Genomic DNA, 23,198 nt, shown 5'->3' on the forward strand with positions numbered 1-23,198 from the left:
CCCGGCCCGACGCACCCCTTGACGGCTAACGCTGTTAGCCATACGGTCGAGGTATGGCTAACGCCGTTAGCCAAGCGGTCACGGCACCCACTCGGGAGGCAGCCATGAGCACGGCCACCAGCACGCACACGCGCACGCGCACCAGCTCGCCCCTTCTCCTCCTCCGCCGTACGGCCTGGCTGGGGGCGGCCCTCTTCTGGACGGCCTTCGCCGTGCTGGAAGGCGTCAACCACGGCTGGCTCACCGGCGCCGCGGCCGTGGCCTTCTTCATCGCCCCGGACCTGACGTTCCTCGTGGCCGCGGACGAGGCACCCCGCACGGCGAAGGGGCAACTCCCGCCCCGCGCGGTGCCCTACTACAACGCCGCGCACCGCGCGCTCGTCCCGCTCGCACTGCTGGTCGCCTACGCCTTCGGCCCGGTCGCCTGGCCGCCCTTCTTCGCGGCCCTGTGCGGCTGGCTCGCGCACATCTCGTACGATCGCGCCTTCGGCTACGGACTGCGTACGAAGGAGGGCTTCCAGCGTGGGACCGACCACGGGCGCGGCACCGGCGAGGGCTTCCGGCGTGACTGACCGGCTCACCCCCCGCGCCCGCGAGATCGCGACGGCCGCCCGGACCCTCCTGGAGGAGGCCGGGCCCGCCGCCGTCACCATGCGGGCGCTCGCCGACCACCTGGGCATCAAGGCCCCGTCCCTGTACAAGCACTTCCCCGACAAGCACGCCGTCGAGGTCGAGCTGACCGCGCAGCTGCTGGAGGAGTCGGCGGTGGCCCTGGAGGAGGCCGAGGCACGCGAACCGGGCTCCCTGCCGGCGCTCGGGGAGGCGTACCGGACGTACGCCCTCGCCCACCCCCACCTCTACTGCCTCGCCACCGAACGCCCCCTGCCCCGCGCCCAGCTGCCCGCCGGCCTGGAGGACCGGGCCGCGATGCCGCTCATGCGGGCCTGCGACGGTGACCTCGACCTGGCCCGCTCGGTCTGGGCGTTCGCCCACGGGATGGTGATCCTGGAGATCCACGGCAGGTTCCCGGACGACGCGGACCTGGCGGCGGCATGGAAAAGGGGCCTGAGGGCGTTCCACCCGTAGCACTGCGGTACGTCGGTACCGCAGTACTTCAGGTGGGCCGGAGTGAACGGGGTGCGGCATGGGCCGAGAACAGGCACGGTGGACGAGGGCGAGACTCGGCCGCTGCGGTCCGTCCCTGGACCTCCTGACCGCCCGCTTCGACAAGCACGTCTACGCCCCGCACGCGCACGAGGAGTTCACGGTCGGCGTCTCCGTCGGCGGCTCGGAGGTCATCGACTACCGCGGCGGCCGCATCCGCACCGGCCCCGGCTCCATCGTCGTCCTCGCCCCCGGCGAGATGCACACCGGAGGCCCCGGCGACTCCGGCGGCGGATACGCCTACCGCGCCCTGTACGCGGGCCCGTCCCTCCTCACCGAGGGCGTCCTCGGCGGCGTACCGCACTTCCGCGAGCCCCTGATAGACGACCCGGAACTGGCCGCGGCCTTCCGCGCCGCCCACACCACCCTGAGCGCCTGCCCCGACCCCCTGGAGGCCGAATCCCGCCTCCCCTGGCTCCTGGCGACCCTGTCCCGCCGCCACTCGACGGCCGGCCCGGCGCCGGACACCGTCCCCGGCGCCCACCGCATCGCACTCGCCGTACGCGACCGCCTGGCCGACGAACTCCTGGCACCCCCCTCCCTCGCCGACCTGGCCGAAGGCCTGGACCTGTCCCGCTACCAACTCCTGCGCGCCTTCCGTACGACGATGGGGGTGCCGCCGTACGCCTGGCTGGCCCAGCACCGCGTGCACCGCGCCCGAGCCCTCCTGGACGCCGGCCTGCGCCCCGCCGAGGTGGCCCCGCTGGTCGGCTTCGCGGACCAGGCGCACCTGACCCGCTGGTTCCGCCGGGTCCTGGGCGTGACGCCGGCGGCGTACCGCAACAGCGTTCAAGACGCGAGGGGCTGAGACCCGCGAGGGTGGGTGCATGACTGCACGCGGCTGGTTCCTGTTCTCCCTGATGGGAGTGGTCTGGGGCATCCCCTATCTGCTGATCAAGGTGGCGGTGGAGGACCTCTCCCCGTCCATGGTGGTGTTCACCCGGTGCGCGCTGGGCGCACTGCTCCTGCTGCCCTTCGCGATCCGCCAGGGCGGCTTCCTGCGGACCGTCCGCGCCCATTGGGCCCCGATGCTGGCCTTCGCGTGCATAGAGATCATCGGCCCCTGGTTCACCCTGACCGACGCCGAGCGCCACCTGTCCAGCTCCACCGCCGGCCTGCTGATCGCGGGAGTCCCGATCGTGGGCGTGGTGGCGGCCCGCTTCCTCGGCGAGGGGGAGGGGCTGGGCGCCCGCCGGATGACGGGCCTGACGGTGGGCCTGGCGGGCGTCGGCGTCCTCACGATCCCCCACCTGACCGGCGGAGACGCGAAGTCCCTCGCCGAGGTGCTGCTGACGGTGGTGGGCTACGCGACGGCCCCCCTCATCGCGGCGCGCCGCCTGAAGGACGTCCCGACGCTGCAACTGATCGCCCCGTGCCTGGCGCTGTCGGCGCTGGTCTACGCCCTCCCGGCGGCGCTGACCTGGCCTTCCGAGACACCCTCCGCCTCGGTCCTGTCCGCCCTCGCGGCCCTGGGCACGATCTGCACGGCGATCGCCTTCGTCGCCTTCCTGGAACTGATCAAGGAGATAGGCCCGACGCGCTCGACGGTGATCACCTACGTCAACCCGGCGGTGGCGGTGGCGGCGGGCGCCCTGTTCCTGGCCGAACCGCTGACGACGAGCGTCCTGCTGGCCTTCGCCCTGATCCTGGCGGGATCGGTCCTGGCCACGGCGGCTGGTCCCCGCCGGGACAGGCGCCCGGTACCATGGTCGACACGGCAGACGAGCCGGGCGGACGGCCGCGTGGAGTCCCCCTAGGGGGCTTCCCGAGGAACGTCCGGGCTCCACAGGGCAGGGTGGTGGCTAACGGCCACCCGGGGTGACCCGCGGGACAGTGCCACAGAAAACAAACCGCCCGGCGCTCCGGCGCCGGGTAAGGGTGAAACGGTGGTGTAAGAGACCACCAGCGCCTGAGGTGACTCAGGCGGCTAGGTAAACCCCACCCGGAGCAAGGTCAAAAGGAAACACCCCGGTGTTTCTGCGCGGACGATCGAGGGCTGCCCGCCCGAGTCCGCGGGTAGACCGCACGAGGCCGGTGGCAACACCGGCCCTAGATGGATGGCCGTCTCCCCGGCTGCCGCGAGGCGGCCGGGTGACAGAACCCGGCGTACAGCCCTGCTCGTCTGCCGCCCGGTATTTCCGCAGGTCAGAGGCCTTGTTTACCAGCTAAACAAACCCTTGGGGTCGAATCCGGGGCGATTCTGCGCTACGGGTATCGTCGTTTTTGTCTACCACTCACGCCGCATATTCGGGCATTTCGGGTATCGAATGTGGTCTGGCGTCGGTCTGTAGCGGACATCTCGGCACCGGATGCACCGCGAAGTACATGTACGAGGTGTCTTCTTGCCAACCCACTCTGGCTGAACTCGATCACTGCTGGTCGCCCTCGCGGTAGAACCTGGAAGTGATCACCGGCTAGAACATCTTGCTGATTGTCTTTGCCGGGAACCGGGTCGGTTTTGGCCTCAAATACCGCCAGTTCCGTCCGACCTGTCGATAGGCAGGTGGGGCACATAGGGCGCCCTGTGGGGGTGAGAGTGGTCGGGAAGTCTGCGGAGGGCGGGACGGCAGGCCTCGGACGCGCTCGAAAGTCTCGTCAGGCGTGTCCGTGCTGGTGTGGGCTGATGTCGCGTTGCCCCCAGCGATGAACGGTTAACCGCGGAGCGTCTCCCAGTGGATGGTGCGGTCGCACCAGCGGGACAGGAGGGTGCGGTCGTGGCCGACGGCGAGCAGGCCGGCGCCGGTGGTGTGGCGGTAGTCCTCGACGACCGTGACGAGGGCTGCGGTGGTGGAGGCGTCGAGCATGGCGGTCATCTCGTCGCAGATGAGCCAGCGCGGGCGAAGGATGAGGGCGCGGGCGAGGCAGGCGCGTTGGAGTTGGCCGTCGCTGACTTCGTGGGGGCGTCTTCCGAGCAGGTCCGGAGTCAGGCCGACGGTTGCCGCGAGCTCGGTGACCCGTTCGGGCAGTAGTGCCTTGCGGCGGCCGGTGGCGCGCAGGGGTTCGGCGATCAGGTCGGTGAGTTTCAGCCGGGGGTCCGCCGAAAGTCTGGGTTGCTGGAAGACGACGCCGAAGGCGGTGCGCTGTTCACGCGGGGCGCGGTGGCGCCAGTGGCGTACCGGTGTGTCGTCGAGGTGGACGGTTCCGGAGTCGGGGCGGTGCAGGAGGGCGGCGACACGGGCGAGGGTGGATTTGCCGCAGCCGCTGGGGCCGAGCAGGCCGACGGCTTCGCCAGGTTCGACGGTGAGAGAAGCGCCTCGGATGACGGGTGAGTGGCGGTCGTATCCGGCGGTGATGGCGTGCAGTTCAAGCACGGGCGTCCTCCGCGACGTGCGGGTGATGGCAGGCGACGGCGTTCGTCATCGGAGGGGCTGTGGTGCAGGTGCCGGTGACGCGGGTGCAGCGTGGTGCGAACGCGCAGCCGTCGGGGAGGTCGCCGAGTTCCGGGGGCATGCCGGGGATGGGGGTGAAGACGCGGTCGGGCAGGGCGTCGAGCAGGCCCCGGCTGTAGGGGTGGCGGGGGCCGGGCGTGCCGAAGAAGGCGTTGGCATCGGTGATCTCGACGATGCGGCCCGCGTACATGACGGCGACGCGGTCGGCTATTCGCTCGGCGGCGGCCAAGTCATGGGTGATCATCAGCAGGGCGCGGTCGGCGTCGTCGATGTGGCGGCGTAGTTCGTCGACCGTGTGCTCGACCAGGTCACGGTTGAGTCCGGTGGTGGGTTCGTCGGCGAGCAGGAGGGGCGCGTTGCCGACGAGGGCGAGGGCGGTGGCGGCGCGTTGGGCGAGGCCGCCGGAGAGTTCGTGGGGGTGGCGGTCGAGGTGGTCGAGGGGGAATGCCGTGCGGGACGCGGCTGCTTCGGCGGCTTTGCGTACGGCCGTGCGGCCTCGGACGTCCGTCAGCGCGGTGACCGTCTCCTCCAGCTGGGAGCGGATGGTGCGCACCGGTGTGAGGTGTGCGGCCGGGCTCTGCGGGACGAGTCCGATGCGGCGGCCCCGGATGGCGTGGGCCAGAGTCCGTTCGTCGGCGGCGAGCAGGTCGAGGTCGCCGAGGCGGGCCTCGCCCGCGGTCTGGGCGTTGGCGGGGAGGAGGCCGAGGAGGGCGGAGGCGAGGACGGACTTGCCGCAGCCGCTCTCGCCGATGAGGGCGAGGCATTCGCCGGCCGCGACGTCGAAGCGGGCGTCGGTGACGGCGGCGATGCGGCGATCGCCGGGCATCAGGAAGCGCACCGACATGCCGCGGACCGAGAGGATCGGGGGTGGCTGTGTCACAGCATGAGCTCCGATCGGCTGCGGGGGTTGATCCGTTCCCGCCATGCCCCGGCGAGGCCGGCGATGGCGAGGGTGGGGATGATGATGAACAGGCCGGGGAAGAGGGTCGGCCACCACTGTCCGGCGAGCAGTGAGCCGCGTGCGCTCTGGATGAGGTTGCCGAGGCTGGCCATGTGGGTGGGCAGGCCCAGTCCGAGGAAGGACAGCGCCGACTCGTGCCACATGGCGTGCGGCACCATCAGCACGGCGGCCAGTGCGGCCTGGGGCAGCACGCCGGGCAGCAGGTGTCGTACCGCGATCCGCCACCGGGATGCGCCGCCGGAGACGGCGGCGTCGATGTAGGGGCGGGAGCGCAGGGACAGCACCTCGGCGCGCACGATCCGGGCGGTGGACAGCCAGTGGGTGAGCGCGACCGAGACCACCACCGGCCATACGCCGGGCCGGAACATCGCGACGATGAAGATGCCGAGCAGCAGGTGGGGTACGGACGAGAAGGTGTCGACCAACCGCATGAGGCCGCGGTCGGCCCAGCCGCCCAGGGCCCCGGCGGCAGCACCGACCGCGGTGCCGATCACGGTGGCCGTGAGCGCTGCGGCCACGCCGACCAGCAGGGAGACCCGCAGGCCGTAGACGCAGCGCAGGAGCAGGTCCCTGCCGACGTCGTCGGTGCCGAAGGGGTGCGACCAGCTCGGCGGGAGCAGTTTCGAGGACAGGTCGACGGCCTGCTGGTCGAGTTGGACCAGCGGCGGCACGAGGAGTACGGCGAGGGCCGTCGCGGTGACCAGAACGGCGGAGGTACGCACCCGTACGGTCCGGGTGGAGCGGCGTTTCGTCCCGTAGGACCGCCAGAGGGTCGGGTCGGGAGCGGGGGAGTCACATGTCACTGAACTTCACTCTCGGGTCGAACAGTCCGTAGAGCAGGTCGGCGAGCAGGTTGCCGGCGAGGACGGCGGCGGTGGCGAGTGTGGTGAGGGCGGCGAGGAGGGGGAAGTCGACGGCGGTGGCCGCCTCGACCGTGGCCGCTGCGATGCCCGGCCAGCTGAAGACGGTCTCCACCAGCAGGGCGCCGGTGATGAGTTCGGGGACGCGGGAGCCGATCAGCGTGAGTACCGGGAGCAGTCCGGAGCGCAGGGCGTGGCCGAGCAGGACGGTGTGCTCGCTCAGGCCCCGTGCGCGGGCGCCGCGTACGGGGTCCTCGGCCAGGGCGTCGGTGACCCCTTGGCGTACGTAGAGGGTGAACCAGGGGAGTTGGGAGACTGCGAGCACTCCGGCGGGCAGGATCAGGTGGCTTGTCACCTGGCCTGGGGTGACCTGTTCGCTGGCGGTGTCGGTGAGGCCACCGGCCGGGAGGACGTCCAGCTGGAGGGCGAAGAGCCAGACGGCCAGCAGCGCGATCCAGAAGACCGGTGCGGCCTCCAGGGTGTAGGCGAGCGAGGTGACGCCCCGGTCCAGCCAGGAGCCCGGCCGCCGTGCGGCCAGTACCCCCAGCAGGGTGCCGGTCAGCACGGCGGCCACGAAGGCCACCGCGCACAGCAGTGAGGACCACAGGAGGCGTTCGCCGATCACCTGGGCGACCGGCTGGCGCAGCACGCTGGACTGGCCGAGGTCTCCGCCGAGGGCGGAGGTCAGCCAGTGCCACCAGCGGGCGGTGAGGGGCTGGTTGACGCCGAGGTTGTCGCGCAGCCGGTCCAGCGTTTCCTGGTCGGCGCCGAGGGCGGCGGTGCCGGCGTACGCCCTGACGGGGTCGAAGGGGGAGGCGGCGGCGATGGCGAAGACGCCGAAGGTGACGACGAGGAGGATGGGGGCGGCGAACAGCAGTCGCCGCCCCGCCAGGCGTGCCATCGCTCCCCAGGGCAGGGATGCGGCGGTCACGTCTTGGGCTGCCAGTCCTCGATGTTCCACCAGGGGCCGCTGGCGAAGCCGTGCTCGTGCGGTTCGAGCTGGGTGGTCAGCCCGTTCCAGCGGTCGGCGAGGACGTAGAGGTGGTCGATGTGGGTGAGGAAGGTGTAGCCGGGGTTCTTCACTAGCTCGCGCTGCAGTGACTCGTACGCGGCTTTCCGTGTCGCCGTGTCCGAGCTGCGGCGGCCGGTGTCGAGGGCCTGATCGACGATCGGGTCGTCGTAGCGGGCCATGTTGTTGAATCCGTCGCCGGCGAGGGAGGAGTGCAGGAGGGTGTAGAGGCCGAAGTCGGGGTCGCCGGTGCTGCCGAAGCCGGCAAGGACGGCGTCGTTCTTCATCCGCGGCTCGATGACCTCCCAGGTGGCGCTCTCCACCTTCACGTCGATGCCCGCCTTCTTGGCGTCGGAGGCGTAGGCGAGGGCGTGGTCCTGGCGGACCTTGTCGCCGGAGGGGTAGAGGAGCGTGAACGCGGCCCGCCGGCCGTCCTTGGCGCGGATGCCGCCGTCGCCGGTCTTCCAGCCCGCCTGGTCCAGGATCCGCTTGGCCTTGCCGAGGTCCTGGGCGCGCTCGATGCCCTTGGCGAACCAGGGGTCGTCGACGGGGAGGGGCCCGTACGCGGGCCGTCCCGCGCCGTCGAGGATCTTGTCGACCATGGCCTTGCGGTCCACGGAGGCGTCGAGGGCCTGCCGGATCGCGCGGTCGGCGGTGACCTTGTTCTCCTGGGGGAGGGTGACGGTGCGGAAGTCGTAGGACTTGGCGTCGTACGTCTTCAGCCCGCTGTCGTTCTTGAAGGTGGCGGCGAGGTTGGGCGGCAGGATCGCGCCGTCGAGGTCGCCGGAGCGCAGGCGGGTGGCGCGCACATTGTCGTCGGAGATGACGGCCATGGTGAACGTCTTCACCTTCGGCTTCCCGCCCCAGTAGTTCGGGTTGGCCTTGAAGGTGAGCTTCTCGCCCTTGCTCCAGGTGGAGAGGACGTACGGGCCGGTGCCGACCGGTTTGGTGTTGAATGAGCCGGTGTTGGGGTCCTGCGCTCCGGCGATGTGCTCGGGGACGATGGGCAGGACCGTGCGCCCGGCGAACGGCGCGTAGGGGTACTTCAGCGTGAAGACCACCTTGTTGTCGCCGTCCGCCCGTACGTCCTTGATGGCGTCCAGTTCGCTGCGGGCGGTGTTGTTGGTCTTCGCGTCGAGGATCGTGTCGTAGGTGAAGACCACGTCGGCGGAGGTGAGCGGCTCGCCGTCGCTGAACTCCACGCCGTCGCGCAGGGCGTAGGTGTAGGTGAGCCCGTCGGCGGCGACCTCGGGGAGGGCCTTCGCCAGGGCGGGTCTGAGCTTCAGGTCGGCGTCGCGGGCGAGGAGCCCGTCGAAGACCTTGGAGTTGCCGTCCTTGCCGTAGCCGAGCAGCGGGCTGAGGGTGTCCGGCTCCGACGCCACCCCGATCACGACGGACTCGGCGGCCTTGCTGTCACCGTCGCCTTCGCCGCTGCTGGGCGCCGAGCAGGCGGCGAGCCCGGTGACCATCGCCGCCGTGACGGCGGCACCTCGTATCCGACGGGTCGTCATCAGCCTCACACCCTTGTTGCGATCGAACTGTTGTTGCGAATCATTTGCGACAACAGGGCTACCCAAGGTCGCCGGGCGTCAGTCCGGTTCGCGTCCGGGATCCTTCGGGAGCGTCGCGTGGGCTTGAACACCCGGCACCCTTCTTGCGTTACATAGGTAACTGCATATGAGTCGCAATAAGAGCTTCGATTGCTGTAACTGCTGTGCAGGCAAGGGGCGTTGGTGTCCGGGTGGGTCGTTCGAGGTGCCGCCCGGCGTCGCGCGGAAGCCGTACGAGATGCGGTCACCCGGCTTCCGGGGGCCGCGGAAAAGGAATGAACGTGACAGCCAAGCGCACCGCCCGTCTCGCGGTACTTGCCGCTCTTCCGGCTGCCCTGCTCAGTGTGGCGGGCTCGGCGCCGGTGTTCGCGGAGGAGGACACTCCGGCCTACCAGATCGACCTGGAGCAGCTGAACGACTCCGGCTCCAAGGGAACGGTCTTGCTGAGCGCCCGCGGCACGGAGCTGACGGTGTGGATCAAGTCCGAGGGCATGGTGCCGGGCCAGCCCTCGGCGCAGCACCTGCACGGGTCCACCGAGGGGCACGACTTCGTGTGCCCGGACGACAGTGCCGACACCAACGGCGACGGGATCCTGAACAACACCGAGGCCACGGTCCACTACGGCGACATCAACATCGCGCTCACCGTGTCGGGCGACACCGACGCGGCGACCAGTGGTCTCGCGGTGGACCGGATGCCGGTGGCGGACAAGGAGGGGAAGATCTCCTACAAGCGGACCATCCCCGTCTCGCAGGACGTGATCGACCACATCAAGGACCTGCACGTCGTGCAGCACGGCATCGACCGCAACGGCAACGACAAGTACGACTTCGAGGGGGCGGGCAAGAGTGAACTCGACCCGAAGCTCCCGCAGGAGGCGACCGCTCCGACCAACTGCGGCGAGGTCAAGGGCGCGGCGGTCGGGTCCGTCCCGGTCGGCGGGATCGAGACCGGCACCGGGTCTTCCGGCGCAGGCGGCATGTCCCCGGGAATGCTGATCGGCACCGCCGCCGCGGCCTCGGCGACGGCTGCCGGCGTTTTCGTCGTCACGCGTCGGCGGATGGAGTCCACGTCCCGTGCCGCGGCGACGTCGGCGGAGACCGGGGGTGCCGCGTGAACCGCTCCGTCGGCACCGGCGTACTGGCTGGAGGAAGGCGGGGCCGCGCCGCTCTGATCGCCGCCGCAGCGGCGGTCCTGCTCCTCACCGGCTGCGCGGGCCAGGACACAGCGGGCTCGCAGACCTCTCCGGGCCAGACCACGGACCTGGGCACGGGCGGCGTTCAGACACCTGCGGCGGGCTCGGGCGGCGCCCAGGCCGTCGCCGCCCTGGACAGGTCGGTGCCGACGAAGGTCACCATTCCCTCCCTCGGTGTGTCGAGCGCACTGGAGACGCTGGGACAGAACGAGAAGGGGGCGATGACGACCCCGAAGGACCCCGATCTGGCGGGCTGGTACGAGCCCGGACCCACCCCCGGCTCGGAAGGGCCCGCGGTGATCGCCGGGCACGTCACCTGGAACGGCGCGGACGCGGTCTTCAAGAAGCTGAAGACCGTCAAGGCCGGTGACACCGTCGAGGTCTCACGCGAAGACGGCAGGACCGTCACCTTCACGGTGGACCGGGTCGAGGAGTACGAGAAGGCGGCGTTCCCCACCCTGGAGGTGTACAAGAACCTCGACCACGCGGGGCTGCGCCTGGTCACCTGCGGCGGTGAGTTCGACGCGGACCGGCACTACTACCCCAACAACGTCGTGGTGTTCGCCACCATGACAGCCGTCGCGTAGAGCGGCGGCCTCACCGCGCACCGATCCTGGCCGCCACCCACGGGATGCTGCGGCCGGTGGCGGCCGCCAGCTCCCGGAGCGTGGCGCCCTCGGCCGTCCGCTCGCGCAGCCACACCCTGATGTCCCGGGCGCCGACGCGTTCGGCGGCGGCACGGTCGTTCAGCTGGACGCGCGAGCGCCGGCCGACGGCCGAGTTCTGTCCGCTGGGGCGGACGGGGATGCCGTACTCGGTCAGCAACCGTCGCACCCGGTTCCTGCCGAGGGCGAGGATGCGGGCCGTGTCCTCGATGCTGTGCTGCTGGTCGGCGTACACGGTCCGCAGCGCCTGTTCGAGGTCGGTGAATCCCTGGGCCCGCAGTGCGGCGGCCGTTCGTTCGTCGGCGGCTCGGGTCTGGGTGCGGCGGCCCGCGTCGAGGCTTTCCCGCCGGACCTGCCGTAGCTCCTCCGAGTCCGGTCGGTGCTGTGCGTCGTTGTTCCAGCGTCTGCGGGCCAGTTCGCCGGAGCGGGCCATCGCCCGGCCTGCCTCGAAGCGCGTCTGGGTCTCTTCCGATGCCCGGTATCCGGCGAGGCGGGTGCGGGACTGCTGCCGGGAGAGGGAACGCGCGCTGAGCGCCCGGGTGCGCAGCAGGCCGAACTCCCGGCGGTACTCGGCCGCGGTCATGTCGTGGACGCGGATGTGCGCCCCGAGTGAGCGGAAGTCCCGCCCGCACACGTGGCAGACCACGGTGTCGGTCGCTTCGTCGCGGATCAGTCGGCCGAAGTCGGGATGACCGGGCCCCGAGGGCGGATGGCGGGGTCCCGGGGCCGCTCTCGACAGCCATGATCGGACTTCTCCCGGTTAGGCGGCGGGCGCGGGCGGTGCCCAACCCGTGACGACGGTGTGGCCCGCCCGGCGAGGAGGCGGTGCCGGAGCCCGGCGGTGCGCAGGACAGGGCTTCGGGTTCTCAGAGCGGTTGGGGGGTCAGGGAGCGGGCGGGGTGGCGCGGTCCGAGGAAGACGGCGATGCCTTTGCCGTCGGGGGAGGGGTGGGTGGCCTGGGTCCAGCCCTGGCGGCGGTAGAAGGACATGGCCCGGGGCGACCGGACGGAGGTGAGGAGCCAGGAGCGGCCGTCGGGGGCGTCCGCCGTCACCGCCTCCAGCAGTTCGCCGGCCAGGCCCGTGCCCCGGGCCGCCGGACGGACCGCGAGTTCGTCGATCTCGCGGGCGCCGACCAGCCAGGCCATGGTGCGGTCGGGGCCGAGGCCGGCGGCGGCCTGGGGATAGCAGCGGTCGGTGGGGAAGGGGGCGCGGGTCGTCCAGGCCGTGGCGAAGCCGACGACGTCCGAACCCGCGAAGGCGAGCGCGGCGGTGAAGCCGGGACGCCGGACGTCGTTGACCAGCTGGCCCAGGAATTCGATCGCCTTCTCCTCGTCCTCGTTCCACGGCGGCGCGCAGAACGCCTCGACGTAGACGTCGTGCAAGGCGCCTGAGTGCGCGCGCACTTCGGCGCCCTGGAAGATGCGGATGTCGCTCATCAGGCCGCCACCGTCCCTGTCGGGACCGGATGCAGGGAGGCGTACTCCAGAGGCGCCGACGGGTCGATCGACACGTCCAGCGGTGCGGGATCGACTCCGGCCCGTACGAGGAGGTCACCGACCGCGGCGATCATCGCGCCGTTGTCCGTGCACAGCTTCAGGGGCGGCACACGCAGCGTGATCCCGGCGGCCCGGCATCGCTCCTCGGCCAGCGACCGCACCCGGGAGTTCGCGGCGACCCCGCCCACCACGACCAGGGTCCCCACGCCGTACTCGCGACAGGCCGCAACCGCCTTGCGGGTCAGCACGTCGGCGACCGCCTCCTGGAGCGACGCCGCCCCGTCGGCCACCGGCAGCTCACGGCCCACGTGGCCCTCGGCCCAGCGGGCTGCGGCCGTCTTCAGCCCCGAGAAGGAGAAGTCGTACGACCCCGGCAGCGGACGGGGGAAGGAGACGGCGCGCGGATCCCCCGCGCACGCCACCCGGTCGATGGCCGGTCCACCGGGATACGGCAGCCCGAAGACCCGCGCGACCTTGTCGAAGCACTCCCCGGCGGCGTCGTCGAGGGTGTCGCCGAGGTGGACGATCGGATCGCGGGCCAGGTCGCGGACGAGGAGGAGGGAGGTGTGGCCGCCGGAGACGATCAGCACCATGCACGGATCCGGCAGCGGGCCGTGCTCCAGGGTGTCGGCGGCCACATGGCCCGCGAGGTGGTGGACACCGTACAGCGGCACCCCCAGCGCGTAGGCGATCCCCTTCGCCCCGGCAAGGCCCACCTGGAGCGCACCCGAGAGTCCCGGGCCGGTGGTGACGGCCACGGCACCGACATCGGACAGCGCCAGGCCGGCCTCGTCCAGCGCCTGCCGGACGACCGGGCGCAGCGCGTGCAGGTGCGCCCGGGAGGCGATCTCGGGCACGACCCCGCCGAACCGTGCGTGCTCGTCCATGCTCGACGCCACCGCATGCCCCAGCAGCCGCCCGTCGCGGACCAGCCCGGCGCCGGTCTCGTCACAGGACGACTCGATGCCGAGCACGATCGGAGAACCCATCGCCCACCCTTCCTGCACTCTGAAAGTTATTGCAAGTAGTGTGCAATAGGTCGGGTGGTCGTGTGTACCCCTTCAGGGGTGTGCAGGTCACCGCCCGTAGAGTGCGTGATTGTCTGCCCCCGGACCCGAGGTATCGAGCAGTGACCCCCGAACGCCCCGTCCTGCCCGCCGCCGTGACCGTCGTCGGGATCGGAGCCGACGGCTGGAGGGGCATCCCGGACACCTCCCGCACCGCCCTGCTCGACGCCGACGTCCTCATCGGCGGCCCACGTCAGCTGAACCTCCTCCCGCCGCAGTGCACCGGGGAGCGGATCTGCCGGCCCTCACCCCTGCGGCCGGCGATTCCCGGCCTCCTCGCCAAGCACACCGGCCGCAGGATCGCCGTACTCGCCAGCGGAGACCCCATGTTCTACGGCATCGGGCGCGCCCTCACCGAGGTCCTCGGCGCCGGTTCCGTGCACGTCCTGCCGCACCCCTCCTCCGTCTCCCAGGCTTGCGCGCGCCTCGGCTGGCCGCTGGAGGACGTCGAGGTCGTCACGCTCGTCGGCCGCCCCGCAGCCCGCCTGACCGCTTCCCTGCACGAGGGCCGACGGATCCTCGTGCTCAGCGCGGACGCCACCACCCCCGGTGAGGTCGCCGCACTGCTGCGGGACCGCGGCTTCGGGCCGAGCCGGATGCGGGTGCTGGAACAGCTCGGCGGCGCGAAGGAACGTACGACCGCCCCGGCCACCGCCGACGACTGGCGCGACGAGCCCTGCGACCCCCTCAACATCGTCGCCGTCGAGTGCCACCGCGCCCCGGACACCCTGCGCATCGGCGCCGTACCCGGACTACCGGACGAGGCGTACGAGCACGACGGCCAGCTCACCAAACGCCACGTCCGCGCCGCCACACTCGGCGTGCTCGCGCCCGCACCCGGCGAGCTGCTGTGGGACGTCGGCGGCGGATCGGGCTCGATCGCGATCGAGTGGATGCGTACGCACCCCTCCTGCCGGGCGGTCACCGTCGAACGCGACCCGGTGCGTGCCGAGCGCATCACTCGTAACGCCGGCCGGCTCGGAGTGCCGGGACTGTCCGTCGTCACCGGTGCCGCACCCGGCGTCCTGGCCGAACTCCCGCCGCCGGACGCGGTGTTCATCGGCGGCGGCCTCACCGCGCCCGGCCTCCTCGACGCCTGCTGGGAAGCACTGCCTGTCGGCGGACGTCTCGTCGCCAACACCGTGACGCTGGAGTCGGAGGCGCTGCTCGCCGACGCCTACCGCCGCCACGGCGGTGAGCTGGTGAAGCTCGCGGTGGCGCACGCTGTGCCCGTGGGCGGCTTCACCGGCTGGCGGCAGGCGATGCCCGTCACCCAGTGGGCCGCCCGCAAAGCCGCCCGGACCACCGTCAACCCCCTTCCTGGAGCAGACAGATGACCGTGTACTTCATCGGCGCCGGTCCCGGCGCCGCCGACCTGATCACGGTGCGTGGAGCCCGTACGCTCGCCGCCTGCCAGTTCTGCCTGTACGCGGGGAGCCTGGTGCCGCGTGAACTGCTCGCCGAATGCCCGCCGGGCGCACGGCTCGTGGACACCGCCCAGCTCGACCTGGACGAGATCACCGCCGAGCTGGTCCGCGCCCACGAGGAGGGGCACGACGTGGCGCGGCTGCACTCCGGGGACCCGTCCGTGTTCAGTGCGGTCGCCGAGCAGATGCGGCGCCTCGACACGGCCGGGGTGCCCTACGAGGTGGTGCCCGGCGTGCCCGCCTTCGCCGCCGCCGCGGCCTCCCTGAGGCGGGAGCTGACCGTGCCGACGGTCGGCCAGACCGTGATCCTCACCCGTGTCGCCCATCGCGCCACCGCCATGCCGGAGGGCGAGGACCTGGCCACCCTCGGCCGCAGCGGCGCGCTCATCGTGCTGCACCTGGCCGCCAAATACGTGGACCGCGTGGTGGGCGAACTGCTGCCGCACTACGGCGCCGACTGTCCGGCCGCCGTGGTCGCCTACGCCTCCCGCCCGGACGAGGTGATCATCCGGGGCACGCTCGACGAGATCGCCGGGAAGGTGAAGGAGGCCGGGGTCCTGCGCACGGCTGTGATCATGGTCGGGCGGACGCTGGGCGCGGAGCAGTTCCGGGACAGCCACCTGTACTCGACGGAGCGCGAGCGGCATGTCTGCTGACCTGGTGATCCGGCGGGCAGCCGCCGAGGACGCCGAGCTCCTCACGGACATGGTGCACGCGTCCGGCGCCTACCAGGGGCAGTACGCCCCGATCATCGTCGGCTACCGGGTCACGGCGGAGGACGTCGCCCGGCACGAGGTCTTCCTGGCCGAGGACGGCGAAGGGCGGCTGCTGGGCTTCTACTCGCTGTGGCCGGACGTCCCGGAGCTGGACCTGCTGTTCGTCGCGGACGACGCCCAGGGCAGGGGCATCGGCCGGCTCCTGGTCGAGCACATGCTCGACCGGGCCCGGCAGGCCGGCCTGAGCGGCGTCCGCGTGGTCTCCCACCCGCCGGCCGAGGGGTTCTATCGGAGCCTGGGCGCCGAACGGGCGGGGACGGTGCCTCCGAAACCGCCGAGGGTCACCTGGGAGCGACCGGAACTGTGGTTCAGGACCGGCTGACCGCAGGTCCGGCGACCTCGCTGCGGCCCACGATCGTTCCCGCCCGGTCGATGCAGATCACGTCGACCGCGACGGGCGCGCCCCGCAGCACGGCCAGCGCCTCGTCACGGGCGGTGATGGCCACCAGATCGCCCAGCGGGACCCCGGCCGCCGCGCACAGCTGGAGGGCGGCCAGTCCGGTGTTGGCGTCGGCGACCTCGGCGACCAGGGCCTCGTCCGCGCCGCCGCGCCGGGCCAGTTCGGCGAGGAGGCCCTTGTCGACCTGGGAGCGCGCGGAGTGCAGGTCCAGGTGGCCGGCCGCCAGCTTCGACAGTTTGGCGAAGCCGCCGCAGATCGTGAGGCGGTCGACGGGGTGGCGGCGGACGTACTTCAGGACCGCGCCCGCGAAGTCGCCCATGTCGAGCAGTGCGTCCTCCGGGAGGCCGTACGCGGCGACGACCGTCTTCTCCGAGGTCGAGCCGGTGCAGCCCGCCACGTGGGTCCGCCCGGCTGCCCGTGCCACGTCGACGCCGCGCCGGATGGAGTCGATCCACGCCGAGCACGAGTACGGCACCACGATCCCGGTCGTCCCCAGGATCGACAGCCCGCCGAGGATCCCGAGGCGGGGGTTCCAGGTGGAGCGGGCGATCTCCTCGCCATGGTCGACGGAAACGGTGATCTCTACATCTCCGCTGCCGCCGTACGCGGCGGCGACCCGGGCGACGTGGTCGCGCATCATCTGGCGGGGCACCGGGTTGACGGCCGGCTCACCGACGGGCAGGGGAAGGCCGGGCCGGGTGATCGTGCCCACGCCGGGACCCGCCTTGAAAACGACACCGGTCCCTGCGGGCAGCCGCCGTACTCTCGCCCGTACCAGTGCGCCGTGCGTGACGTCCGGGTCGTCGCCCGCGTCCTTCACGACCCCGGCCATGGCGGTCCCGTCCGTCAGCTCCTCCGCCGCCAGGGCGAACGACGGCGTCTGCCCCCTGGGCAGCGTGACCGTCACCGGGTCGGGAAACTCGCCGGTCAGCAGCGCGGTGTACGCGGCCGTCGTCGCCGCGGTCGCGCAGGCGCCGGTGGTCCAGCCGGGCCGCAGGCCGGTGTGCTTCAGCTGGGCGCCGCGCGCGCCCGTGGGCTCATTCATGAAGGGAACCGAACTCTCGTGCACGTGCTGATCCTGGGCGGTACCACCGAGGCCCGTCGCCTCGCCGAACTCCTGGCGACGGACGATCCGACCGGGCTGCGGGTGACGACCTCGCTGGCCGGTCGGGTGGCCGCGCCCCGGCTGCCGCCCGGCGAGATCCGGGTGGGCGGCTTCGGCGGCGCCGAGGGGCTGGCCGGGTGGCTGCGCGAGCACGAGGTGGACGCGCTCATCGACGCCACACACCCTTTCGCCGGGACCATCAGTTTCCACGCGGCACGGGCCGCCGCCACCGCCCATGTTCCCCTGCTCGCCCTGCGGCGCCCCGGCTGGGTCCGGGCGGAGGGGGACGACTGGCACGAGGCCGATTCGCTGGAGCAGGCCGCCGCGCTGCTGCCCGCGCTCGGCCGGCGCGTCTTCCTCACCACCGGGCGCATGGGGCTCGCGGACTTCGCGGACCTCACCGACCTGTGGTTCCTCGTGCGGTCCGTGGACGCGCCCGAGCCGCCGGCCCCGCCCCGCATGAAGGTGCTGCTCGACCGAGGCCCCTTCACCCTCGACGGGGAACGCGAGCTGCTGCGCGCGCACCGGATCGACGTCGTCGTGACGAAGGACAGCGGAGGGTCGGCCACCGCGCCGAAACTGACAGCCGCCCGTGAGGCCGTGCTGCCCGTCGTCGTCGTGCGCAGGCCGCAGGTCCCCGAGGGTGTGCAGGTCGTGCAAGAGGCGGAACAGGCGCTCCGGTGGGTCAGGCGGGGATGCGACCTGCGCGTTTTCCCGGACACTGACTGAAAGCTGACACGGGCTTTACCGCCATCGGCTTGTAGTTGCAACCCATGTGCAGAAGCCTGGAAAGCGCGGCTGAAAACAGCCGTACGCCGAGAAGTAAGGCCCACGTCCCCATGACCACCGCTCCCGATCCCGCCGGCCCGGCCTCCCCAGCCGGGCGGGGCGGCATCTCGTGGCACCGCATCCGCACCTCCATGACACGGAAGGAGTGGGCCCGCGTCGGAGGGATGGCCGCCTTCATCCTGGCGCTGCACGTCATCGGCTGGTTCACACTGGTCGCGATCGTCGCCCCGGAGCACTACAGCCTGGGCACCAAGACCTTCGGCATCGGCATCGGCGTCACCGCCTACACCCTCGGCATGCGGCACGCCTTCGACGCCGACCACATCGCCGCCATCGACAACACCACCCGCAAGCTGATGAACGAGGGCCAGCGCCCGATGTCGGTCGGCTTCTGGTTCTCGCTCGGTCACTCCACGATCGTCTTCGCGCTCGCCTTCCTGCTCTCCCTCGGCGTCAAGGCGCTGGCCGGACCGGTCGAGAACGACGACTCCACGCTGCACAGTGTCACCGGCTGGATCGGCACCACCGTGTCCGGGACCTTCCTCTACGTCATCGCGATCATCAACCTGGTGATCATGGTGGGTATCTGGAAGGTGTTCCAGCAGATGCGCTCCGGCCACTTCGACGAGGCCGCCCTGGAGGAGCAGCTCAACAACCGTGGCTTCATGAACCGCATCCTCGGCAAGGTGATGAAGTCGATCACGAAGCCGTGGCAGATGTATCCGCTCGGTGTCCTGTTCGGCCTCGGCTTCGACACCGCCACCGAGATCGCCCTGCTGGTCCTGGCGGGTTCGGGCGCCGCCTCCGGGCTGCCCTGGTACGCGATCCTGTGCCTGCCGATCCTGTTCGCGGCGGGCATGTCGCTGCTCGACACGATCGACGGCTCGTTCATGAACTTCGCCTATGGCTGGGCCTTCTCCAAGCCGGTCCGCAAGGTCTACTACAACCTCACCATCACCGGTCTCTCGGTGGCCGTCGCGCTCATCATCGGCACGGTCGAGCTGCTGGGCCTGGTCGCGGAGAAGGCCGGCCTGCACGGCGCCTTCTGGGACTGGGTCTCCGGACTGGACCTGAACATCATCGGCTACGTCATCGTCGGACTGTTCTTCGCGACCTGGGCCGTGGCCCTGCTGGTGTGGAAGGTCGGCCGGATCGAGGAGAAGTGGACGGCGGGGCTGGCCCAGGGGCCCGCGCCCGCCGAACAGGGCGCCGAGTAGCACCGCGTAGAGTCGCCCGGGCATCGTCGTCCCCACCGGAACGGGCTGGTCAGTGAACCTGGGCATCATCGGGCAGGCCGTCGGCCTGTTCGCCGTCACCAACGTCGACGACATCCTCATCCTGTCGTTGTTCTTCGCCCAGGGGGCGGGCGGGCGTCGCGAGGCCCGGCGGATCGTGCTCGGGCAGTACCTGGGCTTCGCCGCCATCCTCGCGGTGGCGGTCGCGGCGGCGTTCGGCGCGACCTTCCTGCCCGAGAGCGCGATCCCGTACCTCGGCCTGCTTCCGCTCGCCCTGGGAATCAAGTCCGCCTGGCAGATCTGGCGAGAGCGCGGCGACGACACGGAAGAGGACGAGGAAGGGCGTGCGGGCGGCCCGCGTCCGCTGGAGGTCGCCGCCGTCACCTTCGCCAACGGCGGCGACAACATCGGCGTCTACGTCCCCGTCTTCGCCACCGCCGGAGTCGGCGGCATGACCGTCTACACCGTCGTCTTCCTGGTCCTGGTCGGCGTGTGGTGCCTGGCGGGCCGGTTCTTCGCGACCCGGCCCGTCGTCGCCCGCGCCCTGAGCCGCTGGGGGCACGTCCTGCTCCCCCTCGTCCTCATCGCGCTCGGCGTGCTCATCCTCGCCGAGGGCGGCGCCTTCGGCCTCTAGGAACCGCCCTCCTCGGGATAGCGGCGCGGCGTCCAGACGACCTCCTCGCCGCTGCCGCGCCGTACGACCTGCGTCTGGGAGGAGCCGACCAGCAGGATCGTGCGCATGTCGACCTCGGCCGGATCGAGGTCGGCCAGCCGCACGATCCGCACCCCCTCACCAGGGCCGCCGACATCCCGGGCGACCACGACCGGAATTTCCGGCGCCCGGTGCTCCAGCAGCAGGTCGCGGGCCTTGCCCACCTGCCAGGTGCGGCTGCGGGAGCCTGGGTTGTACAGGGCCAGCACCAGGTCCGCCGAGGCAGCGGCGCGCAGCCGCTCGGCGATCACCTCCCAGGGCTTGAGCCGGTCGGAGAGGGAGATGGCCGCGTAGTCGTGCCCCAGCGGAGCTCCCGCCCGCGCGGCAGCGGCGTTGGCCGCGGTCACACCCGGCAGCACGCGCACCGGGACATCCTCGTACTGCTTCTGTGAGGCGGCCTCCAGCACGGCCGTGGCCATCGCGAAGACGCCCGGGTCGCCGCCGGAGACGACCGCCACCCGCCGTCCCCGTTGGGCGAGTTGGAGGGCGAACTCGGCGCGCTCGGCCTCGACCCGGTTGTCGGATCCGTGGCGGCGCTGGCCGGGGCGTACCGGCACCCGGTCCAGGTAGGTGGTGTAGCCGACCAGGTCGTCGGCGGCGGCGAGCGCGCCGCGCGTCTCGGGCGTCAGCCACAGCGGTCCGGCGGGCCCGGTGCCGACCACCACGACCTCGCCGTGTTTCCGCGCGGGGGGCTCGGCGTCGACCTGGCTCGGCAGGACGGCGACCGAGAAGTACGGCACCGACTCCGGCTCCACGTCGGTCAGTTCGGCGAGGCGTTCGCCGCTCATGGTTGCCCGCTCGACGTACCGGGCCTCGCCCAGCCGCCCCGAAACCTCCAGCGCCCGCCGCACCTTGGTGAAGGTGCGCCCCAGCTTCATCACCACCGCCACGTCCGTCGACGCGAGCCGGGCGGTCAGCTCCTCCTCGGGCAGGGTGCCCGGCAGGATGGTCAGCACCTCCTCGCCCTCGGCGAGGGGGGTGCCCAGGCGGGCCGCGGCGGCCGACACGGAGGTGACACCGGGGATGACCTCGGTGTCGTAGCGGTCGGCGAGCCGCTTGTGCATGTGCATGTAGGAGCCGTAGAAGAGCGGGTCGCCCTCCGCCAGGACCGCCACGGTCCGGCCGGCGTCGAGGTGCGCGGCGAGGCGGGCCGACGCCTCGGCGTAGAAGTCGTCGATGGCGCCCTGGTAGCCGCCGGGGTGGTCGGTGCTCTCCGTCGTCACCGGATAGACCAGCGGCTCCTCGACGTGGTCGGCCCTGATGTGCTTCGCCGCGATGGAGCGGGCGATCGAGCGTCCGTGCCGGGCACTGTGGTACGCGATCACGTCCGCTTCGGCGATGACCTCCACCGCGCGCACGGTCATCAGGGACGGGTCGCCGGGGCCGAGCCCGACGCCGTACAGCTTCCCGCTCACTCTTCCTCACTCGCGATCGCGTTGAGCGCGGCGGCGGCGATGGCGCTGCCACCGCGGCGGCCACGGACGACCAGGTGCTCCAGGCCGGACGGGTGCTCGGTCAGGGCGTCCTTGGACTCGGCTGCACCGACGAACCCGACCGGGACGCCGATGACTGCGGCGGGCCGGGGCGCTCCCTCCTCGATCATCTCCAGGAGCCGGAAGAGGGCGGTGGGCGCGTTGCCGACGGCGACGACCGCGCCCTCCAGCCGGTTCCGCCACAACTCCAGCGCGGCGGCGCTGCGCGTGGTGCCCAGCTCGTCCGCGAGCTCGGGAACGGCCGGGTCGGAGAGGGTGCACAGCACGTCGTTGCCGGCGGGCAGCCGCTTGCGGGTCACGCCGCTGGCCACCATCTGCACGTCGGTGAAGACGGGCGCGCCCGCGCGCAGCGCCTCCCGGGCGCGGGCCACCACGCCGGGCGTGTACGCGATGTCCCGCACGAGGTCGACCATCCCGCAGGCGTGGATCATCCGGACCGCGACCTGACTGACGTCGGCGGGCAGGCCCCCGAGGTCCGCCTCGGCGCGGATGGTGGCGAACGACTGGCGGTAGATCGCCGCGCCGTCCTTCTCGTACTCGAACACCGTGCTCCTACTGGTCATGCGTGCGGGCCGCCGCCACAGTGGCGGCGAGAAGGGAAGGGTTGTCGGCCGTGGACGTCGTCAGGACGCGGCCGGCGCGTACGACGGAAATCCGGTAGCCGCCGTCCGGGGCGGCGACGACGTCCACGTGGTCGCCGCGCGGCCGGCCGCAGCGCCGCTCGCAGCCGGACCAGTACGCCGGGAGCCCGCCGCCGGCTGTGAGCGCCGCTGCCGCCTCCGTACGGACATCCGCCCGCGACGTGGCGCAACCGGGCCGTCCGATGCAGGCGCCGACGCCGAGCCAGGGGGAAGCCGGGCCGGTGATCAGACCGACGGCGTCGAGTCCGGGGAGCCGTTCGGCAGGGACCAGGGGGAGGATCACCCCGCGCCACGGGGTGATGCGCAGTTCGCCGGACGCGGCGGCTGTCACCTCGGCCCACTGGGCAGCGGTGAGACGGCCCAACGGGGCGAGCACACTGAGACTCGTCGTGCCGTCGGGACAGGGGACCAGACCGGGCGGCGGTTCCCCGGCCAGGGGCCCGGCAGAGGCGACCCGGACCTGCGGGGTCCGCAGGCGCCGTGCGGCCTCCCGCACCAACTCCTCACCCGATCCCGGGAGTTCAGCCACTCTCCAGGTCCGGCCGGCACTCGCTTCCAGGAAGACCTCGGCGGCCAGCACGGCGGCCCGGGGCGCGTTCTCGGCGTCCACGAGCGCGGCGCAATCCGACGACCCGATCCGCAGCCACGCGCCCCCGTCCGGCGTGGCCTCCAACGTCACGTCCGCACCCAGCGCCGCCACATCCCCGCGCCCGTCGTCGAGCGCGAAGAGGAACCGCCCGGACAGCCCGGCCGCGGCCTCACTCGCGCAGATGAGCCCGTCCAACTCCCGCAGCCACGCCCGGACATCGGCGCAACCGTGCCCGTCCAGCCCGGACAGCGGCGACGCCACGACGTTGCGCACCCGCTCGTGCCGCCACGACGGCAGCAGCCCGGCCGACTCCAGCCGCTGCGCCAACTCGGCACCACAGCCCGTCGGCAGCCCGCGCAGCTGGACGTTGCCCCGCGAGGTCAGGTGCAACTCCCCGTCGCCCAACTCCCGCGCCGCGAGCTCAAGCACCCAGGCCTGATCAACGCGCAGCACACCCCCGGGAATCCGGATCCGGGCGAGTGCGCCGTCGTCCGCCGTGTGCAGGCGCAGCGCACCCGGGCATGCGTCAGCGCGGTCCCGCGAGACGGGTGTGGCCTGGGGCGACGGTGGCAGGGATGGCGTGGACACGGCGGCGAGCATACCCACCATCACGCCGAATGTATGCCCCTCCCTCTCCTGGTGACCCTTACTATGCTCCTCGGTGGATCACCTGG

General features: G+C 71.9%; 24 protein-coding genes and 1 other RNA gene. 12 read left to right on the plus strand and 13 right to left on the minus strand.

Going from position 1 to position 23,198, the window contains the following annotated elements; translation table 11 throughout:
* The first annotated feature begins 104 nt into the window (after window positions 1-104).
* The 3 genes from U5640_RS31780 to U5640_RS31790 are packed head-to-tail and all read left to right on the plus strand — an operon-like array spanning window position 105 to window position 1,972.
* On the plus strand, window positions 105-572 hold the full coding sequence (locus tag U5640_RS31780; RefSeq protein ID WP_340380182.1) for a DUF4260 family protein: 468 nt from the start codon (window positions 105-107) through the stop codon (window positions 570-572).
* On the plus strand, window positions 565-1,086 hold the full coding sequence (locus tag U5640_RS31785; protein WP_340380184.1) for a TetR/AcrR family transcriptional regulator: 522 nt from the start codon (window positions 565-567) through the stop codon (window positions 1,084-1,086). Before U5640_RS31780 ends, U5640_RS31785 begins: the two co-directional genes overlap by 8 nt.
* A 58-nt stretch (window positions 1,087-1,144) precedes the next feature.
* On the plus strand, window positions 1,145-1,972 hold the full coding sequence (locus tag U5640_RS31790; protein ID WP_340380186.1) for an AraC family transcriptional regulator: 828 nt from the start codon (window positions 1,145-1,147) through the stop codon (window positions 1,970-1,972).
* Window positions 1,973-2,047: 75 nt separating this feature from the next.
* Here U5640_RS31790 and U5640_RS31795 read toward each other — a convergent pair whose 3' ends face one another.
* Window positions 2,048-2,404: a hypothetical protein gene (locus U5640_RS31795; protein ID WP_340380188.1), complete on the minus strand. Its 357-nt coding sequence runs from the start codon at window positions 2,402-2,404 to the stop codon at window positions 2,048-2,050.
* Window positions 2,405-2,886: 482 nt separating this feature from the next.
* Here U5640_RS31795 and rnpB point away from each other — a divergent pair.
* Window positions 2,887-3,289: RNase P RNA component class A (gene rnpB, locus U5640_RS31800), an RNA gene on the plus strand.
* Between the two features lie 526 nt (window positions 3,290-3,815).
* Here the strand turns inward: rnpB and U5640_RS31805 are convergent.
* The 5 genes from U5640_RS31805 to U5640_RS31825 are packed head-to-tail and all read right to left on the minus strand — an operon-like array spanning window position 3,816 to window position 8,894.
* On the minus strand, window positions 3,816-4,475 hold the full coding sequence (locus U5640_RS31805; RefSeq protein ID WP_340380190.1) for an ATP-binding cassette domain-containing protein: 660 nt from the start codon (window positions 4,473-4,475) through the stop codon (window positions 3,816-3,818).
* Window positions 4,468-5,478, minus strand: coding sequence for an ABC transporter ATP-binding protein (locus tag U5640_RS31810; protein WP_340380192.1), 1,011 nt, complete (start codon window positions 5,476-5,478; stop codon window positions 4,468-4,470). Before U5640_RS31810 ends, U5640_RS31805 begins: the two co-directional genes overlap by 8 nt.
* Window positions 5,430-6,317 carry an ABC transporter permease gene (locus tag U5640_RS31815; RefSeq protein ID WP_340380194.1) on the minus strand — a complete coding sequence of 296 codons (888 nt, stop codon included), beginning with the start codon at window positions 6,315-6,317 and terminating at the stop codon, window positions 5,430-5,432. Before U5640_RS31815 ends, U5640_RS31810 begins: the two co-directional genes overlap by 49 nt.
* A complete protein-coding gene (locus U5640_RS31820) occupies window positions 6,307-7,275 on the minus strand; it encodes an ABC transporter permease (RefSeq protein WP_340385461.1) in 969 nt (322 codons plus the stop codon). Before U5640_RS31820 ends, U5640_RS31815 begins: the two co-directional genes overlap by 11 nt.
* Before the next feature lie 26 nt (window positions 7,276-7,301).
* Window positions 7,302-8,894, minus strand: a complete 1,593-nt coding sequence (locus U5640_RS31825) for an ABC transporter substrate-binding protein (protein ID WP_340380196.1) — start codon at window positions 8,892-8,894, stop codon at window positions 7,302-7,304.
* Window positions 8,895-9,214: 320 nt separating this feature from the next.
* Between U5640_RS31825 and U5640_RS31830 the strand changes: the two genes are divergently transcribed.
* Window positions 9,215-10,051 (plus strand): hypothetical protein, encoded by an 837-nt coding sequence (locus U5640_RS31830; protein ID WP_340380198.1) that lies wholly within the window; start codon window positions 9,215-9,217, stop codon window positions 10,049-10,051.
* On the plus strand, window positions 10,048-10,716 hold the full coding sequence (locus U5640_RS31835; protein ID WP_340380200.1) for a class F sortase: 669 nt from the start codon (window positions 10,048-10,050) through the stop codon (window positions 10,714-10,716). The genes U5640_RS31830 and U5640_RS31835 overlap by 4 nt, the downstream gene beginning before the upstream one ends.
* A gap of 10 nt (window positions 10,717-10,726) precedes the next feature.
* Here the strand turns inward: U5640_RS31835 and U5640_RS31840 are convergent, their stop codons facing one another.
* From U5640_RS31840 to tsaD, 3 genes are all read right to left on the minus strand, one after another.
* On the minus strand, window positions 10,727-11,440 hold the full coding sequence (locus tag U5640_RS31840) for a MucR family transcriptional regulator (RefSeq protein ID WP_340380202.1): 714 nt from the start codon (window positions 11,438-11,440) through the stop codon (window positions 10,727-10,729).
* 220 nt (window positions 11,441-11,660) lie between these two features.
* Complete coding sequence (locus U5640_RS31845) at window positions 11,661-12,233, minus strand: GNAT family N-acetyltransferase (RefSeq protein ID WP_340385463.1); 573 nt, start codon at window positions 12,231-12,233, stop codon at window positions 11,661-11,663.
* On the minus strand, window positions 12,230-13,279 hold the full coding sequence (gene tsaD, locus U5640_RS31850; protein WP_340380204.1) for a tRNA (adenosine(37)-N6)-threonylcarbamoyltransferase complex transferase subunit TsaD: 1,050 nt from the start codon (window positions 13,277-13,279) through the stop codon (window positions 12,230-12,232). The genes U5640_RS31845 and tsaD overlap by 4 nt, the downstream gene beginning before the upstream one ends.
* Before the next feature lie 140 nt (window positions 13,280-13,419).
* Here tsaD and cbiE point away from each other — a divergent pair, with 140 nt between their 5' ends.
* From cbiE to U5640_RS31865, 3 genes are read left to right on the plus strand one after another with little or no spacing between them, the layout of a single operon-like run.
* Complete coding sequence (gene cbiE / locus U5640_RS31855; protein ID WP_340380206.1) at window positions 13,420-14,694, plus strand: precorrin-6y C5,15-methyltransferase (decarboxylating) subunit CbiE; 1,275 nt, start codon at window positions 13,420-13,422, stop codon at window positions 14,692-14,694.
* Window positions 14,691-15,440 (plus strand): precorrin-4 C(11)-methyltransferase, encoded by a 750-nt coding sequence (cobM, locus tag U5640_RS31860; protein ID WP_340380208.1) that lies wholly within the window; start codon window positions 14,691-14,693, stop codon window positions 15,438-15,440. The genes cbiE and cobM overlap by 4 nt, the downstream gene beginning before the upstream one ends.
* Window positions 15,430-15,882, plus strand: coding sequence for a GNAT family N-acetyltransferase (locus U5640_RS31865; protein WP_340380210.1), 453 nt, complete (start codon window positions 15,430-15,432; stop codon window positions 15,880-15,882). Before cobM ends, U5640_RS31865 begins: the two co-directional genes overlap by 11 nt.
* Here the strand turns inward: U5640_RS31865 and U5640_RS31870 are convergent.
* On the minus strand, window positions 15,869-17,005 hold the full coding sequence (locus U5640_RS31870; protein ID WP_340380212.1) for a cobalt-precorrin-5B (C(1))-methyltransferase: 1,137 nt from the start codon (window positions 17,003-17,005) through the stop codon (window positions 15,869-15,871). The genes U5640_RS31865 and U5640_RS31870 overlap by 14 nt on opposite strands.
* An 18-nt stretch (window positions 17,006-17,023) precedes the next feature.
* On the opposite strand from U5640_RS31870, the gene U5640_RS31875 reads away from it, so the two are divergent.
* From U5640_RS31875 to U5640_RS31885, 3 genes are all read left to right on the plus strand, one after another.
* Window positions 17,024-17,794: a cobalt-precorrin-6A reductase gene (locus U5640_RS31875; RefSeq protein WP_340380214.1), complete on the plus strand. Its 771-nt coding sequence runs from the start codon at window positions 17,024-17,026 to the stop codon at window positions 17,792-17,794.
* 191 nt (window positions 17,795-17,985) lie between these two features.
* Entirely contained in the window at window positions 17,986-19,071 is a 1,086-nt protein-coding gene (locus U5640_RS31880; RefSeq protein WP_340385465.1) for a HoxN/HupN/NixA family nickel/cobalt transporter, read from the plus strand.
* Window positions 19,072-19,123: 52 nt separating this feature from the next.
* Window positions 19,124-19,723, plus strand: coding sequence for a cadmium resistance transporter (locus U5640_RS31885; protein ID WP_340380216.1), 600 nt, complete (start codon window positions 19,124-19,126; stop codon window positions 19,721-19,723).
* Here the strand turns inward: U5640_RS31885 and U5640_RS31890 are convergent.
* From U5640_RS31890 to U5640_RS31900, 3 genes are read right to left on the minus strand one after another with little or no spacing between them, the layout of a single operon-like run.
* Window positions 19,720-21,216 (minus strand): precorrin-2 C(20)-methyltransferase, encoded by a 1,497-nt coding sequence (locus tag U5640_RS31890; protein ID WP_340380218.1) that lies wholly within the window; start codon window positions 21,214-21,216, stop codon window positions 19,720-19,722. The genes U5640_RS31885 and U5640_RS31890 overlap by 4 nt on opposite strands.
* On the minus strand, window positions 21,213-21,857 hold the full coding sequence (locus tag U5640_RS31895) for a precorrin-8X methylmutase (protein WP_340380220.1): 645 nt from the start codon (window positions 21,855-21,857) through the stop codon (window positions 21,213-21,215). Before U5640_RS31895 ends, U5640_RS31890 begins: the two co-directional genes overlap by 4 nt.
* Window positions 21,847-23,124 carry a cobalamin biosynthesis protein CobG gene (locus U5640_RS31900; RefSeq protein ID WP_340385467.1) on the minus strand — a complete coding sequence of 426 codons (1,278 nt, stop codon included), beginning with the start codon at window positions 23,122-23,124 and terminating at the stop codon, window positions 21,847-21,849. Before U5640_RS31900 ends, U5640_RS31895 begins: the two co-directional genes overlap by 11 nt.
* Window positions 23,125-23,198 lie beyond the last annotated feature (74 nt).

It is taken from the genome of Streptomyces sp. SS7 (assembly GCF_037993025.1).
GTDB lineage: Bacteria > Actinomycetota > Actinomycetes > Streptomycetales > Streptomycetaceae > Streptomyces.